The following is a 22,581-nucleotide window of genomic DNA, read 5'->3' as shown; positions in this document are numbered from 1 at the left end:
AACGGCAGTAGAATTTTAATGAAAATTCAGGCAATTTCCTTTAGAATTTTAGTAATTTAAATATTAAAAATCAATTTTCTTTAGCTCTTTGTAATTAGCATGTAATCTACGTAATAAAGTTCCGTATAGAAGTCTGTAAATACACCAGAACATCCCGAAAAACACTAAAGTAAGTAAAACCAAAGCAAGTATGGAAAACAACATTGCTTTGCCGTTTAATGCTAATTTATCTCTAATGATTGCCATGTCAGGATTGTAAACATATCCAATAAAGAAACTTAATACTGAAGAAACAACGATCATTGCCAGGTTGTACCAAACATAATACTGAACCGTTCTTCTGGTTTTTAGAATACTGCTCATTAACAACTTCGTTGATACTGTTGTGGAAATTGTTTTATAATTTTTATAGAAGAAATAAATAAAAATTAAAACAACAGCATAATTAAAGTACATCAAGACTTCCATATAAAGTATAATTTCAGGATGATTTATTTTTTTGAGAATATCATCAATATTCGAAAAATAATTTGAAGCAGTCCAAAACAGTACTTCCAAAATACTGATAATCAAAATCCACTTTACGGTTGAAGATGATTTTTTGTGAATCATTTTGTAGATTTCTTTCTCAGAAATTTGTTCAAAAGAATCCGCGTTCTTTTTCCAGTCTTTTTTTAATAAATCCAGTTCTTTCATGGTGGTATTTTAAGGATTTAATATTTTTTTAAGTTTGCCTTTAATTCGGTTCATTTTCACACGGGCATTCACTTCACTAATACCTAATGTTTCGGCTATTTCCTGATAATCTTTGTCTTCCAGAAACATAAAAACCAATGCTTTTTCAATGTCATTTAGCTGATATACTGCTTTGTACATCAGTTTAATCTGTTCTTCCTCTTCATAATTGTAGTCAACATCTTTTACAAAATGCTGATGGCTTTCATATTCTACAGTCGATACGGTTCGTTTGGTTTTTCTGTATAGGGTAATGGCAGTATTTAAAGCAACACGATAAGCCCAGGTCGAAAATTTGCTGTCTCCCCTAAATTTAGGATACGCTTTCCAGAGCTGAATTGTAATTTCCTGAAACAAGTCTTTATGGGCATCTTCGCCGGCAGTATATAACCTACAAATCTTATGGATTATATTCTGGTTTGCCTGTAATTGCACAACAAATGACTGTTCTAGGTTTTCGCTCATGTTGTATTAGTAGGGATAATGGTATTTTGTTACAGTGTGAAAATAAAAATAATTAAGATTAAAATATAATTTTAGGATCAATCTAATAATTTTTATTTTTCTTTCCAACCTTTTAGCCTCAAACACTCTCTCTATATAAAAGCCAATTTTATGAAACCAATACTACTATTAGCCTTTTTTTTTGTTACAGCATCCGGATTCTCGCAGAATTTGTATTACGGTAATGTAAGTGAAAACGGTATTCCTGTTCCCGGTGCTTCAATTTGTGTGATGAACACTTCAAGATGTACGACTTCTGATTTTGACGGAAATTACGCCATCGAGGTTAAAATTGGTGAACAATTGAAAATTTCTTTTATCGGAATGAAACCTAAAATCATTAAGGTTACAAGTCTAAATGTTCAAAAAAATGATCAGACGGTAGAGCCTGTTTTAAATGATGATTATACTAACAAATTAAAGAAACCAACAGATTCCGTTAAAATTTCTGAACCTTCAGGGATTTTTGATTTTAGCCTTTGGGAAGGAATGGGAGAGGGGTATTTAATGAAAATAGACAGAAGTGCTGATGGGCTTTATAACTTGAAATATAAAAGTCAGTATCATAAATTGTCTTTTGAGGCAACTCAGGAATTAGTTGTTTCATCTCCAATTCGAATGCCAAATTATCAAAAAACATATGCGCAGGGAAAAAGCCAGAATGGGCAGTTATTATATCAGTCTCCCGAAACAAATGAAATTTTCAGCTGGGGACCTAATATAAATTCTTTAGAATATTCCGGCAATCCTTCAGAATATTATCCACAGGGAAATATTGTAAACAAGACGTTAGGTAATGGAAATTCAGTACAGCTTTATAATCCAAACGATTTTTTTAAAAATACAGTTGATAATAAATATTTGCTAAACACTCAAATTGAAGGACCAAAGGGGAATTTTATGAAAATAAATTTTGTGTATAAAACAGGCAGAATCACGATTCCAACGAGTAGAAATAATGAAATTGCTGCTTCTCTTAAATATTTTAGAAACGTTTCTAAATACAGTAAAATTGAAACTATTTTATCTTATGATGATTTCGAAAACAATCTTCCCAATTCAAATTTTATAGTAAATAAGATTGTTTTTGCCAATGCCATTACGCCTGTTCATTTTGATAATAATTTTGCTTCGACATTAACAAATGGTTTACAGCGGAGTTATGCTGCGTCTGAAAACAATCCATATTATTTGATTTTGAATGATGTAGATAAAAATAAAAGTAAAACAATCTCGTTCAATTTTAATCATAAATATGCCAAACTTAAAAATTCGAATATTATAAATACCGGTTTTCAATCTTCTGAAATTACAAATACAAATGGTCAGGACTTTTATTTTGCCGGAATTGCCGCACCCAATTTTAATAAGAGAACAGAAAGATTTACCAATTTTTCAGTTTCAGATGTTTTTAACCGTACTATTGATACTCATCGATTTGTAGAAACAAAAATCGATTTCAGGTTTCAGGAGAGAAACTTAGAGAGAAATTATTTTACCGGATTTACATCTCCAGATGACTTTCCTGAGAGCGGTTTGAATCAAAATAAAATAAATGTTGTTCAGCAGCGATTTGAAATTTTTTATAACGCTAACATATCCTATACTTTTCGGGATATTCTTTCTTATTATGACGAATTGGTCTTAAAAGCGAATACGAACCTTAATTATTCTTCAACCGTAAAAGGAAAGTTTATGCCCAACTTTCTGGCTTCGGCAGAAATAAAAAGGCTTTTTGATGAACAGCTGTCATTTAGTATTAGTCAGTCTTATAACCAGGTGGAGCCTTCCCTGCAGAATAATAATTTGAATTTTAATTCCTTGCGTTATAATGTCGGGCAATTTAAAGAACTTCATAATAATTTAGAACTAATAACGCCTAAAAATGCCATTCCAACAGAGGAAATCAATACAAACTTAGGTTTGGCCTATGCTTTAAATTATCAATGGAATTTTAGTCTCACTTTTTACCATAAAAGAGTTGAAAATTTATACGTTCCCAATTTTAACCTGAATACAGTTAATTGGTCACCAGATGTAAATTATAAGCAAAATGGGGTTGAGTTTGAAATACAAAAAACATTTTACGACAGAGATTTTACCTATAATTTCAATTTGAATTTTAGTCATTATAAAAATAAAGTCATTAGTCTCAATAATAATCTTGACAGAATTCCATTTGCAGGTTTTGCTGATGTTAATAAAAACTATATTGTTGGTCAGCCGCTTGGAGTTATTGTAGGGAACGGTTATTTAAGAGATCATAATCAAAATATAATAATTGACGATGATGGTTTTCCGATAGAAGATTCAGAACAGAAAATTTTAGGAGATCCAAATCCGGATTTTGTTGCAGGATTTTTTAATTCATTCAAATATAAAAAATTCACACTTAATCTTTCATTCGATTGGAGTCAGGGTGGCGAAATGTGGAATGGAACCCAACAGACCTTAAATTATTACGGGAAATCTGAAGTGACAGAAAAACAGCGAAATATTACAAACTATGTTTTTGAGGGTGTTAAGCAGGGTGGCTCTGTAAACACAAAACCAGTTTCCTTTTATGATGTTAATCTTCCGGTTGAACAAAATCGCTGGATCAGATACGGAATTGACGGCGTTGCAGAAACTGGTATTGAAGATGCCACTTATTTTAGATTGAACTCCATCAGTTTGTCCTATTCAAACAACCCTGATTATCAACTTAAAAAATTCAATTACACACTTTCATTTTTTGTAAACAACGTATTTATTTTGTCCAAAAGTAAGAGTGCTTTCAGTAGTAATTCGATGTTTAGCTCTTTAGATTCAGCTGGATTGGATTATTTTAATGCACCAATGATGAGAAGCTTCGGTTCGTCCTTAACCATAAAATTTTAGCCAGATGAAAAATTTAAAATACATATTGTTTTTACTATTATTTCAGACTGTAAAAACGCAAAATATAGAAAATGACTGGAACGCTGTTTACCAAAAACCAATTACAGAGAAGGTTTATCTGCAGCTCAATAATGTACTTTATATTCCTGGTGAAACTGTTTATTTTAAAGTTTACATTGCTGAAAATGATAATAGCCCAACGACTTTGAGCGATTACCTTTATGTCGACTTATTTGATGGTGTAAATAAAAAAATAACGACTCAAAACTATGCTGTGAGCCATGGAAGCGTTATTGGCTCTTATAAAATTCCTGATGACGGAGTTGCAGGAATGTACAAAATCAGGGTGTATACCAGGCTTCAGAGTCAGACTTCAGAAAATATTTTTGAAAAAAGTTTCTTTGTGCAAAAGGTTGTTTCACCCAGAATTTTGATGGAACTCGACTTTAAGAAAAAAGCCTATGGAAAAGGCGAGTTTTGTGAAGCTGATTTTGAATTGAAAAATTTAGAAAACCTGCCTATCCGTAACTATGAATTTAATTACGACATTTTCATTGCCGGAAAAAAAATAGATTCTCTTCATGCAAAAACAGATGAATCAGGAAAAGCATTGATACGATTCAGACTTCCAAATGACTTAAAATCTAATGACGGAATACTAAATTTAATCCTAGATTATGAAAATTTAAAAGAATCGGTAATACGTTCAATTCCTATAAATCTAAATTTTACAGACCTTCAGTTCTTACCAGAAAGCGGCAATTTTGTTTTAAATGAAGCTTCGACATTGTTTTTTATTGCAAAAAACGAATTTGGACGCCCTATGGATGTAGCTGGTTTTATTGAAGATGAAAAAGGGAATAAAATCACCGAATTTAAAAGCCTTCATGACGGAATGGGAAATGTGATTTTAAAAACTGAAGAAAATAAAAAATATTTTGCAATAGTTACTTCGCCTTTCAAATCTGAAGAAAAAATAGCATTGCCATTAGCCCAAAAAAGTGATTTTGTTATTAATGCCGTAAAGAATCCGGAAAATGTTTCTCTGAAAATTTATGCTCCTTTAACAATTGAAGCTAAAGTTTTAGTTCGAAATATAGCGAAAATTCATCAGGCAGTTAATTTAGATTTGAAACAGGGCTGGAACTTACTGAATATAAAAACAAAAGATTTTCCGGTTGGGATTCAATCATTTTCTTTAATGGTTGAAGATAAAATTGTGGCTGAAAGACTTATGTTTTTGAATTACCAGAACGGACTTAAAATAGAAATTAAAACTGATAAGCAAACTTATTTACCAAGAGAAAAAGTAAAGGTTGGTATTGTTACAAAAGATAAAAATAATGAGCCTGTTTCATCAAATATTTCAGTTTCAGTAGTCGATTCAAAACTGCTTACTTATATTGATGACAAGCAGGATAATATTTTATCCTGGATGTTTCTTGGGACAGAATTAAAAGGAAAAATCCATGAACCGGGATTTTATTTCGATACTAATAAAAAAGTGGAAGAAAAGGAACAAGCCATTGATTTGCTCTTAAATACGCACGGATGGAGAAAATACAATCAGGAAAATCTTGAAAAACTACTTTTGGAGAGACAAAACCTCGAACCTGAAAAAAGCAATATAGTAGAAGGTTTTGTGCAAAATTATAAACAAAAACCAGTTTCGGCAAAAGTGCTTTTTTTTACAGATAAAGGAAAAGTTTTTGAAACAAAAAGTAATTCAAGCGGTTATTTTAAATTCAATAGGATTCCTTTTTCAGATTTGGCCTATCTCGCAGTCGAAAGCAAAAACAACCGACAATATACAATAACAAACTCGATTTCAAATGAAAAGGTCTTTTTGAAAATGAAAGACACACTTTCAAATAAAGATATTCTGGAGGTTAGTTATAACGATTTGAAACCTATAAGTGAAGCCGTAAATGCAAAACCAGTTGTAAATTCGGTTTTGTTAGATTCAGAAAACAATGCTCTTAATGAAGTTGTGGTTGTAGGATATGGTTATCAAAGAAAATCATCGCTAACCGGTGCAGTTTCTATAGTCACACGTCAGGATATTTCTTCAGCATTAAATGGAAGGGTTGCAGGGGTTCAAATTACGTCAGCGTCCGGTCAGCCTGGCGGAGCTGATAAAATTAGAATTCGGGGAACATCTTCAATTTACGGCAGCCGCTCATCGGGGCAGCCTTTAATCGTATTAGACGGAATTCCATATGCAAACAATGAAAATTCGTCTATTTTAGGAAACTTGTCACCTCACTTAATCGAATCAATTACCATCTTAAAAGATGCTTCTGCCACGTCAATATATGGTTCAGGTGGAGCTTATGGTGTAATTATTATAACAACAAAGAATAAATTGCTAACCGGAAATGTTATTTTAGGAAAGAAATATAATTACACTTTTCAGAACATTTTAAAATCCGGTACAAAACAGCTTAATGAGGCAGATAATTTTTATGCCCCAAAATATGGTTCAACGATTGTAGAAGAAAAAAAAGATTTTAGAAGCTGTATTTATTGGAATTCAATTATACAAACAAATAATAAAGGCGAAGCTAATTTTGAATTTTACAATTCTGATGATAATACTTCTTTCAAAATAGTGGGTGAAGGTACTTCTTATAAAGGAGATATTGGAAGAGCAGAAACATCTTATGCAGTAAAAGAATTAATTCAAAGTGATGTAAAAGTTCCTGTTTATGCCTCGCAGGAAGATGTGATACAGCTACCAGTTTGGGTAAAAAATAATTCCGAAAATAATATAAAGCTAAATTGTAAAGTTGATTTTGATAAAAAAGATAATAGTCAGTCGGTAGAATTAAAACCAAAAGAAGCGAAAACGATTTATATTTCAATAACGGCCAAAACGATTGGAAAAAAACTTCCTTTGGAAATTACGTTAGTAGGAGAAAATTACAGAACAAAAATCCTGAAATTTATTGCTGTTTATGCAAAAGGTTTTCCTATGAATGTCGATATTGCCGGAACAAAATCGCATAATGCAGATTTTACTATTACAGAGCCGATACCAGGTTCAGTAGATGCCGGATTTAAACTGTTATATAATCCGTTTTCTTCAATTTTTGATGGGCTGCAAAGTATGATGCGTGAACCTTCGGGTTGTTTTGAGCAGGTTTCGTCATCAAATTATCCTAACATAATGGCAATGCAGTTATTGAAGTTCAGAAATATTTCGCCTGAATTTAAAGAAAGGGCTTTGAAATACTTAGAAATTGGATACAGAAAGTTACGAAACTATGAATCGAAAGAAGGTGGTTATGAATGGTACGGAGGTAATCCAGGTAATGAAGCCTTAACAGCTTATGGTTTGTTACAATTTAATGAAATGAAGGAATTTATCAATATCGATAAAAAACTTATTGAAGGGAATCTAAAATGGCTGAATTCGAGAAAAGATGATAAGGGTGGGTTTAATCAAAATCCGGCAAAATATGGCTTCTCAGGAATTAAATATGTAGTAAATAATGCTTATATCGTATATGTTTTATCAGAAGTAGGCCAAAAAGATTTTGACAAGCAATATGAAACTGCTTTAAAAGAATCCTTAAAAAGCAGAGATTTATACCGAATGGAATTGATAGCGTTAACATCTTTCAACTTAAATAAAAAAGAAGAATATAAACAATTGATGAAATTAATTAAAACAGCGATAGGCAAACAGAACTTTAAAGATTTAAAGGCAGAACAATCGATTATTAATAGTTACGGAAGATCGATGAGTATGGAGATTGCCTCTCTTTATGCTCTTGCTTTATTGAAAGAAGGCGAGATTACAAAACAGGTTTCGGATGTGTTAGATTACATTCAGTCATCAAAAAGCGTTTACGGATTTGGATCAACACAAGCCACGGCCTTAGCTTTGAAAGCTATTACAGAATATACTAAAATTGCTTCTTATAATGCTACTTTAAAAGATGCGATACTACATTTAAATAATCAGCCAATTAGCGTAACACAAAAAGAAAAAGAAGGAAATGTAATTTTGAAAAATCTAAATGTAAATTCAGGCAATAATAATTTTTCTATTCAAATTCCGGATCAGGCTTCAGTACCTTATTTATTTTATGTACAATATCAAACGTATAAGCCTCATAATTCTGAAGATTGTAAGTTAGTTTTGAAAACAAAACTGTTGAAAAACACAATAAAAATAAGCGAAACAGCAAGACTTGAAATTGAAATTCAAAACAGCAGTAATAACCAGGTTTCAAATCCCATTGTAAGAATTGGAATTCCGGGCGGACTTACACCGGAGCCGTGGCAGCTGAAAGAACTTACAGAGAAGAATACAGTCGATTATTACGAAATATTTGATAGTGAATTAGTGTTGTATTTCAGGAAATTAGACAGTAAAGAAACCAGGAATGTCAACATCGATTTAAAGGCAATTGTTCCCGGAAAATATAAAGGAGTGGCTTCTTCAGCATATTTATATTATGAAAATGAAAATAAAAACTGGAATTCAGGTTTAGAAATAGAAGTTTTACCTTAAAGATTTATACTGACGGTTTCAAAATTTCATCAGTTTTTTCTGAAATTAATTATTATAAAGGAAAAATATCAAAACTCTTTTCCTTTATAATAATTAATCATCAAATCAATAAACTTGCTATAGCTTTCCATTCCGTCTTTTTGATTGTTTGTTTTTAAGAAATTGTCATAAAGAAAGTGAAATCCTTTGTCAATAAAAGTGTCGTATTTCTTCCAAAAATCATGACTTTCCTTGTAATTTTTTAGAATTCCTGTATGCGTTTGTTTTTTTAACTGTTCAAAAATTTTCTCATTTTTAAATTGCCAGATTCCAAGGCAATAGCGCAGAGCAAAACTATATCCTGAATATTGATAATATAAGTTGTCATTTTTAACCGATGCCAGAACTCCAATAAAATTACATTCGCTTTCACTTGCAAAACCCATTTGATGGGCCATTTCATGAGAACTCGTAAGAGGAAAGTTGTACATAGGTAATAAATCATTAACCTGAGCTTCATTGGTAAAGGGATTCAGGTAGCCTCCAAAACCCATGTAGGTTAAAGGAATACTGAATAGCGATTTTTTTACACTTAAGGTTTCGTATTTAAAATAAGAATGTTCTTTGGACAGATTATCGTATCCGTTTAAATTCATCTGAAAAACTTCTTTTTGTGAATAAGGGAAAACTACTTTTATGCTGTCACTTTTAGTAATCTTCAACTGAATTTCATTCGTTTTAACGATTAATCTTTTTGTAAAAGCTAATAATTCAGCATCTGTATATTCTTTTCTAATATCTATTTTTTGAAAAAGCGGCTCACGGTAATAATTGAATGCCCAAAGCAGATGAAAGAAAAAATAAAAAACTGAAACTTTGCCTAAGATTTTAAGAAGATGGTCTTTCCATTGTGCCTTCCAGGTTTTTCTAATTTTCCAAAACCAGCCAATTATAGAAATAATTAAAATTGCATAAATACAATCACCTACAGAAAAAGGAATTCTTCCCAAAAGTGTTCTTGAAAAATGTGAAATTCTAATGTAAAAATTGTTGCTGTAAGCTCCTTCAACAAAATCCGGAAAGAACCGCAGGATTTTTAAAAAGATAATCTGAATTAAAAGAAATAAAGGTAAAATGTATTTTGATTTCACGGGATATATTTTTAATACGTAAATGTAAATACAATATTAATTAGTATCGAAAAAGAATTTAAACTTTGTAACTTTGGAGCTCTTAATTGTTAAACATCAAACAAAATATAATGAGTCAGGAAATAAGAAATCTGGAGCCAAAAGCACTTTGGAATAAATTTGCAGATTTAAATGCCGTTCCGCGTCCGTCAAAAAAGGAAGAGCGTGTGATTGAGTTTATGAAGAACTTTGGTGCCAGTTTAGGTTTAGAAACTTTTGAAGACGATATTCGAAATGTAATCATCAGAAAACCGGCAACTCCGGGAATGGAAAACCGCAAATCAATCGTAATGCAGGGGCACCTGGACATGGTGCACCAAAAAAATGCTGATACGATTTTTGATTTTGATAAACAAGGAATCGACATGTATGTTGATGGTGACTGGGTACGTGCGCGTGGTACGACACTTGGAGCAGATAACGGTCTTGGAGTAGCTACAATTATGGCTGTATTAGAAAGTAAAGGCATTCCACACCCTGCTATTGAAGCTTTATTTACGATTGATGAAGAAACCGGAATGACGGGAGCATTAAACCTTAAAGGCGGTATCCTGCAAGGACAGATTTTGTTGAATCTGGATACTGAAGAAGACGATGAGATAGATATTGGATGTGCGGGCGGAATTGATGTAACAGCTACAAGAAGTTATCATGAAGAAGAAGTTCCGGAAGGTTCTGTTGGTTATATTATTACTGTAAAAGGGTTAAATGGCGGGCATTCAGGAATGGATATTCATAAAGGGTTGGGGAATGCCAATAAAATAATGAACCGATTATTATTTGACGCTTTCGAAAACTTCGGATTACAGGTTGCTGAAATTAATGGTGGAAGTTTACGAAATGCGATTCCAAGAGAAAGTGTGGCGAAAGTAATTATCTCTGAAATGTTCGATGAAGCTTATATTTTTGATATGCAGGAAATTATCAATGATATTAAAGCCGAGTATAAAACAACTGAACCAAACTTATCAATTGAAATCGTAAAATGTGATTTGCCTGAAAAAGTAATGGATTTAGGTGTTCAGGAGGGTGTAATAAGAGCAATTTATGCAGCTCATAACGGAGTTTACAGAATGAGTGCCGACATGGCTGATTTGGTTGAAACTTCCAATAATATTGCACGTGTTATTGTAAAAGATGGAGAAATTTTGGTTGGATGTTTGACGCGTTCTTCTGTTGAAACTTCAAAATTTGATTTAGCAAATGCATTGCGTTCCGCTTTTGAATTGGTTGGCTGTGAAGTTGAATTTTCAGGGTCTTACCCGGGTTGGACTCCAAATGTAAATTCTGAAATATTAGAAGTTTTAAAAGATATTTATGAAAAACAAAATGGAGAAAAGCCAAAAGTAGTCGCTTGTCATGCTGGTTTAGAGTGTGGAATTTTAGGGACAAATTATCCTGATATGGATATGATTTCTTTTGGGCCAACAATTCACGGTGCACATTCTCCGGATGAAAGAGCAAGTATTTCATCTGCTCAGAAATACTGGAAATTTGTATTAGAAATCCTTTCTAATATTCCGGTTAAATAAGTTAACAGCCACAGTTTTTGGTAATCAGTTAGCTGAGAATTGAAAACTGCGGTTGTATCTATCAAATTTAATCCCTTTTAGGAGAGTTTTTCTTTTCTCTCTTTTCTTCTTTTTTTTCTTTAGCCGTTTTTAACGGTTCTTTTTTTGATGTTTTCTTAGCATCCTGACTCTTTGCCATAATATGTTGATTTTAAATTAAATTAATAACATTAAAGTAAATGTAGTGTTTTTAAAATCCTTAAAGACATAAAAAAATCCCCAATTTTTAAAATTGAGGATGATATATGTGTTTCTAATTAATTTCGTTTCAATACCTTATATTGTTCGTAGCAGGCACTGATAGCATCCATAATTTGTAAATCATTTGCTTCCTGAATAAAAGCATCTGAATAACTGCATCGATGCAGGATTTCCGGAATTTCGTCCTTGCTTACACCTAACAATACAGATACAGTTTCGCGATCGTATTTTGATTCCAGAAGATTTCGAACAGTATCATCTTTTCTCATTTCTTTAAGCTTCTTAAGTTCTCGCCCGTTTTTACCAAAGAAGTTATAGAGCATATCGGCGGGATTAAAAATAGAACCCAAAACTTTTCCGAAAGCGTTTGGAGAATATTCACCTGCTTCGTAACCTTGTGTAAGCCCGGAAATACTATAACGGTAATTTTCTTTGGTTGGAATTAATTTTGAATCCACTTCAAGATAACCGGTTAAACTAAAAGGAGCAATAACAACTTCTTCAAGAGCAATTGCTTTTTCGGTAAGCTGAATTCTTGTGACTTTGTTTTTTATCCAGTCATTTGTAACTCTGATTCTTAGGGATTGAAAACCTAAAATAGAAAAATGAAGGGTGTCGTTAGCCTGAACATCTATTTCAAAGTATCCTTTTGCATCAGACATAGCACCACGCACTTTGTTGGTGTTAATGACATTTACATTGGGAATAGGCTCTTTACTATTGTCGTTATAAATGTAACCGGAAACCCGTTGAGGAACAGTAGATGCTGTTTCCTGTGCGAAACCGATAGCTGAGAATAGTGTGAAAAAGAAAACTGTGAAATATTTCATATCCTGATTTAAAGCATTAAAAGTAGTAAATCGGGATTAAATATTTCGTAGTCTTGGAATATAATTATCAGAAAATTAACAAAGGCACTGATAAGATTATTTGATATAAGAAAAAATCCCAAATTCCAATTATATCTGGAATTTGGGATTTGTATTTATAGATATTAAATTATTAATCTCTTCTTGGTCTTCTTGGTCTTGGTGAATCACCAAAGCTTTCAGAACGTCTTGGAGCTCTGTCTGAACCACCTTCGGTTCTTGGAGTCGAGCTTCTAAAACCACCTTCTCTTTTAGGAGCAGATGAATTTCTGTCGCTTCTGAAGCCACCTTCTCTAGGAGCAGAGTTTCTGTCGCTTCTGAATCCACCACCAGAACCTTCACGTCTTGGGCCAAAACTTCCTCCGCCAGAACCTTCTCTTCTTGGTCCGCCAGAACTACGTCCGCCACCACGATTATTGTGGTCACGTCTTCCTCCACCGTCATTTTTAGAAATTTCAACATTAATACGACGTCCTTCTAATTGAACGTTGTTTAATACTTCCATTACTTTATCAGTGTGCTCAGGATCAGTATTAAAGAAAGAGAAACCTTCTTTTACATCTACTTTGAAAACGTCATCACGACCTAAGTCTAATGTTTCTTTCAAATAATCTTTAAGCGTCATCCAGTCAAAATTGTCTCTTGATCCGATGTTCACAAAATAACGAACTGCACCGTTATTATTGAACTCTCTTGGCTCAGAATCATTTCTCTCACGTCTTTCTCCAGATTGTGATGATAAATCTCTGTTTTTCTTGTAATAAGCAATAAAACGATTAAATTCTACAGATACCATTTTTTTAATCAGCTCTTCTTTAGATAAATCTTCAAGAACATTGTTGATTGCTGGCAAATAGTTGTCAATTTCGTGATCAACTTCAGTATCTTTAATTTTGGTTGCTAAGTGTAATAACTGAATTTCGCAGATTTCAATTCCGGATGGAATTGTTTTTTCTTCGAATTTTTGTTTAATGATTCTTTCTATAGAAGAAATTTTACGCAACTCACTTTTTGTAACAATAACAATAGAAGTCCCTAATTTCCCAGCTCTACCTGTACGCCCTGAACGGTGATTGTATGTTTCAATTTCGTCAGGAAGCTGGTAATTTACTACGTGAGTAATATTATCAACGTCAATACCACGTGCGGCAACGTCAGTAGCAACAAGCATCTGAATTTGTCTTCCACGGAAAGATTTCATTACACCATCACGTTGCGCCTGAGATAAATCTCCGTGCAATGCAGCTGCACTGTATCCATCTTCAATTAATTTTTCAGCTACCGCTTGTGTGTCTCTTTTTGTACGACAGAAAACCACAGAGAAAATATCCGGGTTTGCATCGGCTAAACGTTTTAAAGCCTCGTAACGATCACGTGCATTTACTAAGTAAAATTCGTGAGAAACTGTTGCAGAACCTGAGTTCTTAGCTCCAACAGTAATTTCTACAGGATCGCTCATGAATTGTTTTGCAATTCTGGCAACCTCTTGTGGCATAGTTGCAGAGAACAACCATGTACTTTTTTGATCTGGAGTATCGGATAAAATAGATACGATGTCTTCATAGAATCCCATGTTCAACATCTCATCAGCCTCATCAAGAATACAGTAATCTATATTTTTAATGTTAACCAAACCTCTGTTGATCATGTCCTGCATTCTTCCCGGAGTTGCTACAATAATTTGTGCTCCTCTCTTAATGTCCCTAGCTTGCTCTGTAATACTAGCCCCGCCGTAAACTGCTACCACATTAATACCTTTCTCGTATTTTGAGTAGTTTTTAAGTTCGTTGGTAATCTGTAAACAAAGTTCTCGTGTTGGCGATAAAACTAATGCTTGTGTATTTCTGTTGTCAGCATCAATTTTTTGAATTAGCGGAAAACCAAATGCTGCTGTTTTCCCTGTCCCTGTCTGAGCTAACGCAACCATATCTGTGTCTTTTTCCAATAATAGGGGAATCGCTTTCTCCTGTACTTCTGACGGATTCTCAAATCCTAGATCTAAAATCGCCTTCAGTAACGATTCATTCAATCCTAATTGTTCAAATTTATTCATATGTGTATTTAAAATAGGGTGCAAAATTACTGTTAATTATTCAGATAAACTAATGCTATTTTAAGAATTGTGTATTTGTTATGATTTGATTATCAAAAAGTTATGTTTGTAATGAAAAACATTTTGACAGTAAATCTAAAAAAACACGTCTCAAAATATAAAATTTACCTATTTAAATGTTGTATTTTAAACAATTATTTTGTTGAGTTCAGAAAATCAATTAGTTGCTCTGTTGCTTTTGCACGATGACTAATTTTGTTCTTTATTTCTGAAGCTAATTCGGCAAAAGTTTCCGTATAATTTTCAGGCTGAAAAATAGGATCGTATCCAAACCCGCGGTTTCCTGTTTTACTGAGGGTGATTTCTCCTTTTGCAATTCCGGTAAAAAGATGCTGTTCTCCCTTTAAGTTTAATGCAATAACGGTCTTGAACTTTGCAGTTCTGTCAGATTCCTCTTTTAAAGCATCTAAAAGTTTATCCATATTATCATTTGCATCTTTTTGTTCTCCGGCATATCGCGCCGAAAAAACACCAGGTGCTCCATTTAGAGCTGTAACTTCAAGTCCGGTATCATCGGCAAAGCAATCGTAACCGTATTTTTTAGTTATATAATTGGCTTTTAAAATAGCGTTTCCTTCTATAGTATTCGCTGTTTCCGGTATTTCTTCGTGACAGCCAATTTCTTCCAGGCTTAATATTTGGATAGATCCGTTTAATATGCTTTGAATTTCTTTAATTTTATTCAGGTTGTTTGATGCAAAAACGAGTTTCATAAGTGATTTTTTTTAAAATAATTTTTTCAATAATTAATGTAACTGCAATTCCAAAAGTATATGCTATCAAATCAGTCCATAAAAAACCTTGTCCCAGAACATATCTTCCAAAAAGTGTTTTTCGTATTGCAATAATCCATTCTGCCTGACAAAGCTGAAAGGATTCAATGCAGTAACAGACAAAAAGTGAAAGAATGCCAATTTGAACCGGTTTGTTTTTGATTAGAACTATTCTTGTCAAAATATAGATCATCACAGCATAGAGAAAATCTCCAAAGTACAAGGGGATAAAATCAATTTTTCGGGAAATAATTCCAAGAAAAATGACCGATATGAGCAACAGGAAATATATTGTTCTATAATTTTTCAAATGGAGCACTGGCTAGTTTTAGGGAAATTTGAGATAAACAAAGTTACAAAGAAGTTGTAATTGATTTTGTAAATTGAATAATTTATAGGATTTGGAATAAATTATTGTCTTATTTTTACAAGAAAATATCACTTTAAACGATAATAGAATTATGATAATAGATTCATTAGAAAATGCAGCAAAATATGAAGTTTTGCATCCGTCTTTTAAAAAAGCTTTTGATTATTTACGCAATAATGATGTTCAAAACCTTCCGGCAGATTTTAAACATGAAACAGATGGTGTAAAGTTTTTTGGTTTTCAGGGTAAAGGAAAAACAATAGAAGAGAGTCTGGCAACTTTTGAATGTCATGATAAAAATATTGATATTCAGTTTTGTATAAGTGAAACAGAAACTTTTGCATGGAAACCAAGAGCAGACTGCAAAACTCCAAATGGTGGTTATAATGAAGAGAAAGATGTACGTTTTTTTAGAGATGCACCTGATATGTTTTTTAAATTGAAAGAAAATCAATTTGTAATTCTTTTCCCTGAAGATGTGCATGCACCAATGATTACAGACGGATTACTGAATAAGATTGTAATAAAAGTTGAAATATAGCATCAAACCAAAAGTTATGATTAACAAAATATCCAAAGTTGCCTTTACTCTTTTTGTTGTAATGTTGCTGATAAGCTGTAAAAATACCAAACAAAAACTTCAGGAGTATGTTGTTACATACAACAAAACTATTGCTCCTAGTTTTCGAGCCGAAAATGTAACGCTTACTACAGCAAGAGGTTACATTAATGATAACAAAATAGAATTGCGTTTTGAAACTAATTTAAAACAAAACGAGGGCAAGAAAGTTGCTACTTCTGTAACATTTGCAAAAATGAGACAATCCATGATTAAAAAAGATCAGATTCCAACAGAATTAATAGAAGAAGGAGTAGAATTTCACCTTTATTATTTGGCTGATGATAATACTGTTTTAAATAAGGAAGTGCTCACAAAGGAATCGCTTCAATATTTAAAATAATCAATCAAATTTTTATAATATACACCCCGATTAGATTCTTACATATAAAAGTCTCTTTAAGTTTAATTTAAAGAGACTTTTGTGTTTATAATTTAAAATAAATAGAATAAGTGTTTTTATTTATTCTTACAAATTGCTTTTTTTTAATTCTTAATTGATTTGTATTCAAGGAATTATCGGTTATTTTTTTATACTCGGATGTTGTTTTTGTATTATAAATTAATTATGTTTGAGTTAAAAAATAACTATAAATCCAATAATTTATAAAAAAAACTACCCAAATCGCATTTGTTTTTGTTGTTGTATTAATGTTGGTAAGCTGTAAAAATACAAAGCAAAAAATTCAGGAACACGTAACGACCTACAATACTTCGAGTTCTATAAAATGGTCCAAATATTACTAGTACCAGTGCCAAAGCATTTTTAAAAGATAATAAAATTGAAATAAGAATTGAAACCAATCTTGAGGAAACAGATGAAAACAAACTAGCTTATGGCAAATCATTTCCCGATTTATTGAAAGGAATGATCGAGAATAATCAGATTTCTAAAGAATTGATCGATGAAGATGTAAAGTTTGATGTTTATTTATTAGCCTATAATAACTCCATTATTGCAAAACAATTAATAGGTAAAGAAGAATTGGCCACTTTTACAGGTTCTGCAGTAAAAAAGGTCGCTGCAAAGCTCTGAATTTAGCTTTAAATATAAAAAGAAGCCTCTTTGCATTTGTGAACAAAGAGGCTTTTGTATTAATGATTGGTTACATTCGATAAATTATCAGGGAAATAAGAGTCGGATAAATTTGCAAATTCATCACCCCGCATGAAAATATTGATGTCAACATCAGCAAAACTCGATTTTCCGGCAGCAGCCAAAAGTTCATTCGCAGCATGTAGAGTGTTTTTGTGAAAATGATACACACGATCTGATTTATCGGTCACTACCAAACCCTTCATTAACATTTTGTTTTGAGTGGCTACTCCTGTAGGACATTCATTATTGTGACAACGTAGTGCCTGTATACAGCCCAAAGAAAACATAAATCCTCTGGCACTATTGCACATATCTGCTCCCAAAGCAATGGCGTGAAGAATTGAATAACCAGAAATAATTTTTCCACTTCCGATAATACGTATTTTGTCCCTAATATTTAATCCTTTAAGCGTCTTGTTTACAAATATCAGAGCGGGTTCAAAAGGCATTCCTACACCATCAGAAAACTCTAAAGGAGCGGCACCGGTTCCTCCTTCGGCACCATCAACGGTAATGAAATCCGGATAAATATCTTCAGCAATCATTTCATGACAGATAGCTTCAAATTCTGCGGTGTTTCCAATACATAATTTAAATCCGATTGGTTTTCCGTTTGATAAATCACGCAATTGTTTAATGAAATAAATTAATCCTTTCGCATCAGAAAAAGCATGGTGCCCTGGAGGAGAAAGAATCATGGTATGTGGTTCTACGCCTCTTATCTTTGCAATTTGCACAGTATTTTTAGCCGCCGGAAGTACACCTCCGTGACCTGGTTTAGCACCTTGAGAAAGTTTAATTTCGATCATTTTTACGTTTGGAAGATTGGCTTTTTCAGAGAATTTTTCAGGATTGAAATTTCCTTCTGCATCGCGGCATCCAAAATAACCGGTACCAATCTGCCAGGTAATATCGCCTCCTCCTGCTAAATGAAACTCTGTTAATCCGCCTTCTCCTGTGTTTTGGTAGAAATTTCCTTTTTTAGCACCAATGTTTATGGCTCGAACCGCATGTTCACTCAGAGAACCAAAACTCATTGCAGAAACATTTAGTAATGAAGCTAGGTAAGGTTGTTTGCAATCTTTTCCGCCTACTAAAACCCGTGGTAATTCTTCGTTGACTTTTTCCGGAAAAATCGAATGTTTGATTCCTTCATAACTTCTTTCATTGAGATTTAACTGGGTTCCAAAAGGTGTATTGGAGTCAATATTTTTGGCTCTTTGATATACTAATGAACGCTGATTTCTGGAAAAAGGTTTTCCATCAGTAGATCTTTCGATAAAATACTGCTGAATTTCAGGCGCAATCATTTCAAAAAGATATCTGAAATAGCCCAAAACAGGAAAATTTCGTAAGATGGCATGTTTTTTCTGAAGGGTATTAAAAAATCCAATAACTAACAAAATGGGTAAAATAATTAGCAGTAAGAAACCAAGCTTGAAATAATAATATATGGCGGCAACAACTAGAAACAACAAGAAGCCGTAGATAAAGAATTTTTGTCTCATGTTTTTTTAATCTTAAAATATAAAATTTGATTTAGTTGAATCTCAGTCTGACATAAACATGTTTGATGCCTTTTTTGTCAGACTCTCTTTCATCGATCTCCAGGATATCTGTTAATGATTTCAACATTGGCGTCAGTTTCGAAAAACCATAATTACGAGGGTCAAATTCGGGTTTTTTCTTCACAATTAAGTTTCCAACATCGCCTAAAAAAGCCCAGCCATCATCATCTTCAATATCTTCAATTGTGGCTTCAATTAAATCAATTGTACCGGTGTCTATTTTAGCTAAAGCCTTTGCAGCTGGCTTTTCTGCCGGTTTTTTTGAGTCTGTTGCAGCAGTCGGTTTGGGTTTTTTCTTTTGAATGGCACCATCCAAAACTTCAATATAAATGAACCTGTCACAGGCAACAATAAAAGAGTTTGGGGTTTTCTTTTCTCCAATACCAATTACTTTCATTCCGGATTCCCGTAAACGAATGGCAAGACGTGTAAAATCGCTGTCGCTTGAAACAATGCAAAAACCATCCAGTTTACCTGAATAAAGTAAATCCATGGCATCAATAATCAGTGCTGAATCTGAGGAGTTTTTACCTACGGTATAACTATATTGCTGAATAGGAGTTATGGCGTGTTCGAGTAAAACGCTTTTCCACCCATTGGAATTTGGCTTGGTCCAGTCAGCATAAATTCTTTTTGTTGTTGGGGTTCCAAATTTGGTTATTTCTTCCATCATTCCTTTTACATTGCTGTAAGGTACGTTGTCAGCATCAATAAGAACGGCTAATTTTAGGTCTTTCGTGTTGCTTAAAGCCATTAGATCAGGTGTTAAGATTTTTTGTTTAAAGTGTTTTAAAATTAATAAAAATAAAAACAATGTGAGTGCCTTTTGTCAAATTTATAACATCTTTAAATTATTGAATTTTTGAAAATGAATTAAGATTTTACGAGGAAATTTACTTCAAGTCTGAAAATTTTTCCTTAAAAGTTTATTAAAGAGCCGTTTTGAAACCGAATCATTTTTAAATTATTATGATACCAATGAATAAATTTTTATTTTTGCTCGCTGATTAAATTAAAAAAATAGTACTACATATATTATGGTAAAAGATTTATTCGAAAGAATTCAGAACAATAAAGGGCCATTAGGAAAATGGGCTTCTCAGGCAGAAGGTTATTTTGTATTTCCAAAATTAGAAGGAGATTTAGGTCCAAGAATGAAATTTCAGGGAAAAGAGGTTTTGAATTGGAGTTTGAATGACTATTTAGGTCTGGCAAACCATCCGGAAGTACGTAAAGCAGATGCAGATGCGGCTTTACAATATGGTGCTGCTGCCCCAATGGGAGCCCGTATGATGAGTGGTCATACTAAATATCATGAGCAATTAGAAAATGAATTAGCTGCTTTTGTAATGAAAGAATCAGCTTATTTATTGAATTTTGGTTATCAGGGAATGGTTTCTATCATTGATGCTTTGGTAACAAGAAATGATGTTATTGTATATGATGTTGATGGTCACGCCTGTATCATTGACGGTGTTCGTTTGCATAGTGGAAAACGTTTTACATATAAACATAACGATATCGAAAGTATGGAGAAAAACCTGCAGCGTGCTACCAAAATAGCTACAGAAACTGGAGGAGGAATTCTTTTTATTACTGAGGGTGTTTTTGGAATGCGTGGTCAGCAAGGAAAATTGAAAGAAATTGTAGAAATGAAAAAGAAATACAATTTCCGTCTTTTGGTTGATGATGCACACGGTTTTGGAACACTTGGAAAAACAGGAGCAGGAGCAGGTGAGGAGCAAGGCTGTCAGGATGGAGTAGATGTTTACTTTTCTACTTTTGCTAAATCGATGGCTAATATTGGTGCTTTTGTAGCTGCAGATAAAGACATAATTGATTATTTAAAATACAACTTACGTTCTCAAATGTTTGCGAAAGCTTTACCAATGATCCAAACAATTGGGTCATTAAAACGTTTACAAATGTTACGTGATAACCCAGGTTTAAAAGATAAATTATGGGAAAACGTAAACACTTTACAAAATGGTTTGAGAAATAAAGGATTTAATATTGGCGATACTAACACTTGCGTTACGCCGGTTTATCTTGAAGGAAGCGTACCGGAAGCGATGGTGATGGTAAATGATTTAAGAGAAAATTATGGTATTTTCTTGTCGATCGTAATTTATCCGGTTATTCCAAAAGGAATGATTTTATTGCGTGTTATTCCAACAGCATCACATACATTAGCTGATATTGCTGAAACGCTTACTGCTTTTGAAGCAATCCGTGAAAAATTAGTAAACGGGACATACAAGGAAATTGCTGCCAAAACTACTGTTGATTTAGATGCTTAAAATGTATTCCTGGTATGGGAATTATATAAAAAAATCCATTCGTAATACGAGTGGATTTTTTTTTATTCAATTAATTTTATAAGTTAATAACAGTAAAATTTAAAATTATGAAAAAAATATTTGCAATAATGATTATGTTAAGTGTATTTATTTCTTGTAAAAAAGAATCAACACCACCACCTGCGGAAATAATTCCAAGCCCTCCTAAAGAAGCAGAAATTGTAGAGCCAGCCGGAGATCAATGTTATACCTGGAATGCAAAAGGCAGTACTATTGAGATGAGTTTTAATGTAAACTCTCATCAGGAAGTAAACGGAAAACTAAGCTATAATTTGGCAGGGAAAGATAAAAATGAAGGAACTTTAATAGGAAACATTTATGGAGATACTCTTATAGCTGATTATACTTTTGATTCAGAAGGTATTTCATCAATTCGGGAAGTAGCATTTTTACAAAAAGACGGAACTTATATTGAAGGTTATGGAGATATTGTAGAAGCAAATGGAAAAGTGAGTTTTAAAGACAGAAAAACATTAAAATTTGATGTAAAAAATACATTGACCAAAGTAGATTGTCCTCAATAATATATAGTTTTTTAAATAAGGCAATAAAAAGCGTCCGAAAATTTTCGGACGTTTTTTTGTTTTACAGATTTTCAAAGCTTTTGTCAACTCTCTCAATCGTTTTACCATTTTTTTATCGTTTTATAATAATTTGAAGTAAAAAGAAACATATATTATTTTATTGTAAATCACTAAATGTGGGTATTGTTTTGTAAGTCATTATTGATTGAATTTGCACCAAATTAAATTTTATAAAACACCCCATAGATATGATAAAAAAACTACTATTTCTCCTATTTCTATTTTCACTTTCGTCTATTGCCCAAAACCAAACGAAAATCAAATTTAGTTATGATACTGCCGGCAATCAGGTAAGCAGGATATTGTGTACTAACTGCCCGCCGGAAACTGGAAAACAAATCAAAGAAATTGAAGCGCTTGTTGATGAAGATTTAGAAAAATTTTCAGCAGAAGATAGGTTCTCCTATTATCCTAATCCGGTAAAAGAAGAACTTTATTTAAAATGGGAACTAACGGATGACAATTATGTAACTTCAATTCAGTTGATTTCATTGGCGGGGCAGGTTTTAAATACATTTCGGGAAACTAAAAATAATAACACCCAAAACATTTTGTTTCAGTCTTATCCTTCAGGGGTTTATGTTGTATTACTCAATTATAAATCAGGTGATCCAAAAACAATTAAAATTATTAAGCAATAAGAT

18 protein-coding genes are annotated in these 22,581 nt (G+C 32.8%); 9 read left to right on the top strand and 9 right to left on the bottom strand.

All coding sequences use genetic code 11. The features are described from left to right. Positions 1-63: 63 nt before the first annotated feature. Positions 64-696, bottom strand: coding sequence for a hypothetical protein (locus FLACHUCJ7_RS10540; protein WP_031457311.1), 633 nt, complete (start codon positions 694-696; stop codon positions 64-66). Between the two features lie 9 nt (positions 697-705). Then, on the bottom strand, positions 706-1,200 hold the full coding sequence (locus FLACHUCJ7_RS10535; RefSeq protein ID WP_078226330.1) for an RNA polymerase sigma factor: 495 nt from the start codon (positions 1,198-1,200) through the stop codon (positions 706-708). A gap of 150 nt (positions 1,201-1,350) precedes the next feature. On the opposite strand from FLACHUCJ7_RS10535, the gene FLACHUCJ7_RS10530 reads away from it, so the two are divergent. Next, positions 1,351-4,119 (top strand): carboxypeptidase-like regulatory domain-containing protein, encoded by a 2,769-nt coding sequence (locus FLACHUCJ7_RS10530; protein ID WP_180908881.1) that lies wholly within the window; start codon positions 1,351-1,353, stop codon positions 4,117-4,119. A 4-nt stretch (positions 4,120-4,123) separates the two neighbouring features. Then, positions 4,124-8,641, top strand: coding sequence for a TonB-dependent receptor plug domain-containing protein (locus FLACHUCJ7_RS10525; RefSeq protein ID WP_180908880.1), 4,518 nt, complete (start codon positions 4,124-4,126; stop codon positions 8,639-8,641). Between the two features lie 68 nt (positions 8,642-8,709). Here the strand turns inward: FLACHUCJ7_RS10525 and FLACHUCJ7_RS10520 are convergent, their stop codons facing one another. Next, a complete protein-coding gene (locus FLACHUCJ7_RS10520) occupies positions 8,710-9,771 on the bottom strand; it encodes a DUF3810 domain-containing protein (protein ID WP_180908879.1) in 1,062 nt (353 codons plus the stop codon). A gap of 110 nt (positions 9,772-9,881) precedes the next feature. On the opposite strand from FLACHUCJ7_RS10520, the gene FLACHUCJ7_RS10515 reads away from it, so the two are divergent. After that, on the top strand, positions 9,882-11,342 hold the full coding sequence (locus tag FLACHUCJ7_RS10515; protein WP_180908878.1) for an aminoacyl-histidine dipeptidase: 1,461 nt from the start codon (positions 9,882-9,884) through the stop codon (positions 11,340-11,342). Between the two features lie 296 nt (positions 11,343-11,638). Here the strand turns inward: FLACHUCJ7_RS10515 and FLACHUCJ7_RS10510 are convergent, their stop codons facing one another. From FLACHUCJ7_RS10510 to FLACHUCJ7_RS10495, 4 genes are all read right to left on the bottom strand, one after another. Then, positions 11,639-12,412, bottom strand: a complete 774-nt coding sequence (locus FLACHUCJ7_RS10510) for a carboxypeptidase-like regulatory domain-containing protein (protein ID WP_078226335.1) — start codon at positions 12,410-12,412, stop codon at positions 11,639-11,641. A 172-nt stretch (positions 12,413-12,584) separates the two neighbouring features. Beyond that, positions 12,585-14,504, bottom strand: coding sequence for a DEAD/DEAH box helicase (locus FLACHUCJ7_RS10505; RefSeq protein WP_078226336.1), 1,920 nt, complete (start codon positions 14,502-14,504; stop codon positions 12,585-12,587). A gap of 194 nt (positions 14,505-14,698) precedes the next feature. After that, positions 14,699-15,277: a non-canonical purine NTP diphosphatase gene (locus FLACHUCJ7_RS10500; RefSeq protein ID WP_180908877.1), complete on the bottom strand. Its 579-nt coding sequence runs from the start codon at positions 15,275-15,277 to the stop codon at positions 14,699-14,701. Further along, a complete protein-coding gene (locus tag FLACHUCJ7_RS10495; RefSeq protein ID WP_180908876.1) occupies positions 15,243-15,656 on the bottom strand; it encodes a ribosomal maturation YjgA family protein in 414 nt (137 codons plus the stop codon). Before FLACHUCJ7_RS10495 ends, FLACHUCJ7_RS10500 begins: the two co-directional genes overlap by 35 nt. A gap of 142 nt (positions 15,657-15,798) precedes the next feature. On the opposite strand from FLACHUCJ7_RS10495, the gene FLACHUCJ7_RS10490 reads away from it, so the two are divergent. The 3 genes from FLACHUCJ7_RS10490 to FLACHUCJ7_RS25335 all read left to right on the top strand — a co-directional run bounded on the left by FLACHUCJ7_RS10490 (position 15,799) and on the right by FLACHUCJ7_RS25335 (position 17,362). Beyond that, positions 15,799-16,248: a YhcH/YjgK/YiaL family protein gene (locus FLACHUCJ7_RS10490; RefSeq protein ID WP_180908875.1), complete on the top strand. Its 450-nt coding sequence runs from the start codon at positions 15,799-15,801 to the stop codon at positions 16,246-16,248. Positions 16,249-16,264: 16 nt separating this feature from the next. Beyond that, complete coding sequence (locus FLACHUCJ7_RS10485; RefSeq protein WP_180908874.1) at positions 16,265-16,669, top strand: hypothetical protein; 405 nt, start codon at positions 16,265-16,267, stop codon at positions 16,667-16,669. Between the two features lie 525 nt (positions 16,670-17,194). Next, positions 17,195-17,362, top strand: coding sequence for a hypothetical protein (locus FLACHUCJ7_RS25335; protein WP_230408809.1), 168 nt, complete (start codon positions 17,195-17,197; stop codon positions 17,360-17,362). A 59-nt stretch (positions 17,363-17,421) separates the two neighbouring features. Here the strand turns inward: FLACHUCJ7_RS25335 and FLACHUCJ7_RS10475 are convergent, their stop codons facing one another. After that, positions 17,422-18,933 (bottom strand): FMN-binding glutamate synthase family protein, encoded by a 1,512-nt coding sequence (locus FLACHUCJ7_RS10475; RefSeq protein ID WP_180908873.1) that lies wholly within the window; start codon positions 18,931-18,933, stop codon positions 17,422-17,424. Between the two features lie 31 nt (positions 18,934-18,964). Further along, positions 18,965-19,747 (bottom strand): NYN domain-containing protein, encoded by a 783-nt coding sequence (locus FLACHUCJ7_RS10470; RefSeq protein ID WP_078226342.1) that lies wholly within the window; start codon positions 19,745-19,747, stop codon positions 18,965-18,967. A 283-nt stretch (positions 19,748-20,030) separates the two neighbouring features. Between FLACHUCJ7_RS10470 and FLACHUCJ7_RS10465 the strand changes: the two genes are divergently transcribed. The 3 genes from FLACHUCJ7_RS10465 to FLACHUCJ7_RS10455 all read left to right on the top strand — a co-directional run bounded on the left by FLACHUCJ7_RS10465 (position 20,031) and on the right by FLACHUCJ7_RS10455 (position 22,578). Continuing rightward, complete coding sequence (locus tag FLACHUCJ7_RS10465) at positions 20,031-21,293, top strand: aminotransferase class I/II-fold pyridoxal phosphate-dependent enzyme (protein ID WP_180908872.1); 1,263 nt, start codon at positions 20,031-20,033, stop codon at positions 21,291-21,293. A 107-nt stretch (positions 21,294-21,400) separates the two neighbouring features. After that, positions 21,401-21,877 (top strand): hypothetical protein, encoded by a 477-nt coding sequence (locus FLACHUCJ7_RS10460; RefSeq protein ID WP_180908871.1) that lies wholly within the window; start codon positions 21,401-21,403, stop codon positions 21,875-21,877. A gap of 248 nt (positions 21,878-22,125) precedes the next feature. Further along, on the top strand, positions 22,126-22,578 hold the full coding sequence (locus FLACHUCJ7_RS10455) for a T9SS type A sorting domain-containing protein (protein WP_180908870.1): 453 nt from the start codon (positions 22,126-22,128) through the stop codon (positions 22,576-22,578). Positions 22,579-22,581 lie beyond the last annotated feature (3 nt).

This window comes from Flavobacterium salmonis, from assembly GCF_903819435.1.
Taxonomy (GTDB): domain Bacteria; phylum Bacteroidota; class Bacteroidia; order Flavobacteriales; family Flavobacteriaceae; genus Flavobacterium; species Flavobacterium chungangense.
This window is presented reverse-complemented; position numbering and strand designations above follow the sequence as displayed.

What these genes read in the sequence shown, in the direction of transcription:
- FLACHUCJ7_RS10540 (WP_031457311.1), bottom strand. Translation starts at nt 696, where the DNA reads ATGAAAGAACTGGATTTATTAAAAAAAGACTGGAAAAAGAACGCGGAT.
- FLACHUCJ7_RS10535 (WP_078226330.1), bottom strand. Translation starts at nt 1,200, where the DNA reads ATGAGCGAAAACCTAGAACAGTCATTTGTTGTGCAATTACAGGCAAAC.
- FLACHUCJ7_RS10530 (WP_180908881.1), top strand. Translation starts at nt 1,351, where the DNA reads ATGAAACCAATACTACTATTAGCCTTTTTTTTTGTTACAGCATCCGGA.
- FLACHUCJ7_RS10525 (WP_180908880.1), top strand. Translation starts at nt 4,124, where the DNA reads ATGAAAAATTTAAAATACATATTGTTTTTACTATTATTTCAGACTGTA.
- FLACHUCJ7_RS10515 (WP_180908878.1), top strand. Translation starts at nt 9,882, where the DNA reads ATGAGTCAGGAAATAAGAAATCTGGAGCCAAAAGCACTTTGGAATAAA.
- FLACHUCJ7_RS10510 (WP_078226335.1), bottom strand. Translation starts at nt 12,412, where the DNA reads ATGAAATATTTCACAGTTTTCTTTTTCACACTATTCTCAGCTATCGGT.
- FLACHUCJ7_RS10505 (WP_078226336.1), bottom strand. Translation starts at nt 14,504, where the DNA reads ATGAATAAATTTGAACAATTAGGATTGAATGAATCGTTACTGAAGGCG.
- FLACHUCJ7_RS10500 (WP_180908877.1), bottom strand. Translation starts at nt 15,277, where the DNA reads ATGAAACTCGTTTTTGCATCAAACAACCTGAATAAAATTAAAGAAATT.
- FLACHUCJ7_RS10490 (WP_180908875.1), top strand. Translation starts at nt 15,799, where the DNA reads ATGATAATAGATTCATTAGAAAATGCAGCAAAATATGAAGTTTTGCAT.
- FLACHUCJ7_RS10485 (WP_180908874.1), top strand. Translation starts at nt 16,265, where the DNA reads ATGATTAACAAAATATCCAAAGTTGCCTTTACTCTTTTTGTTGTAATG.
- FLACHUCJ7_RS25335 (WP_230408809.1), top strand. Translation starts at nt 17,195, where the DNA reads ATGATCGAGAATAATCAGATTTCTAAAGAATTGATCGATGAAGATGTA.
- FLACHUCJ7_RS10475 (WP_180908873.1), bottom strand. Translation starts at nt 18,933, where the DNA reads ATGAGACAAAAATTCTTTATCTACGGCTTCTTGTTGTTTCTAGTTGTT.
- FLACHUCJ7_RS10470 (WP_078226342.1), bottom strand. Translation starts at nt 19,747, where the DNA reads ATGGCTTTAAGCAACACGAAAGACCTAAAATTAGCCGTTCTTATTGAT.
- FLACHUCJ7_RS10465 (WP_180908872.1), top strand. Translation starts at nt 20,031, where the DNA reads ATGGTAAAAGATTTATTCGAAAGAATTCAGAACAATAAAGGGCCATTA.
- FLACHUCJ7_RS10460 (WP_180908871.1), top strand. Translation starts at nt 21,401, where the DNA reads ATGAAAAAAATATTTGCAATAATGATTATGTTAAGTGTATTTATTTCT.
- FLACHUCJ7_RS10455 (WP_180908870.1), top strand. Translation starts at nt 22,126, where the DNA reads ATGATAAAAAAACTACTATTTCTCCTATTTCTATTTTCACTTTCGTCT.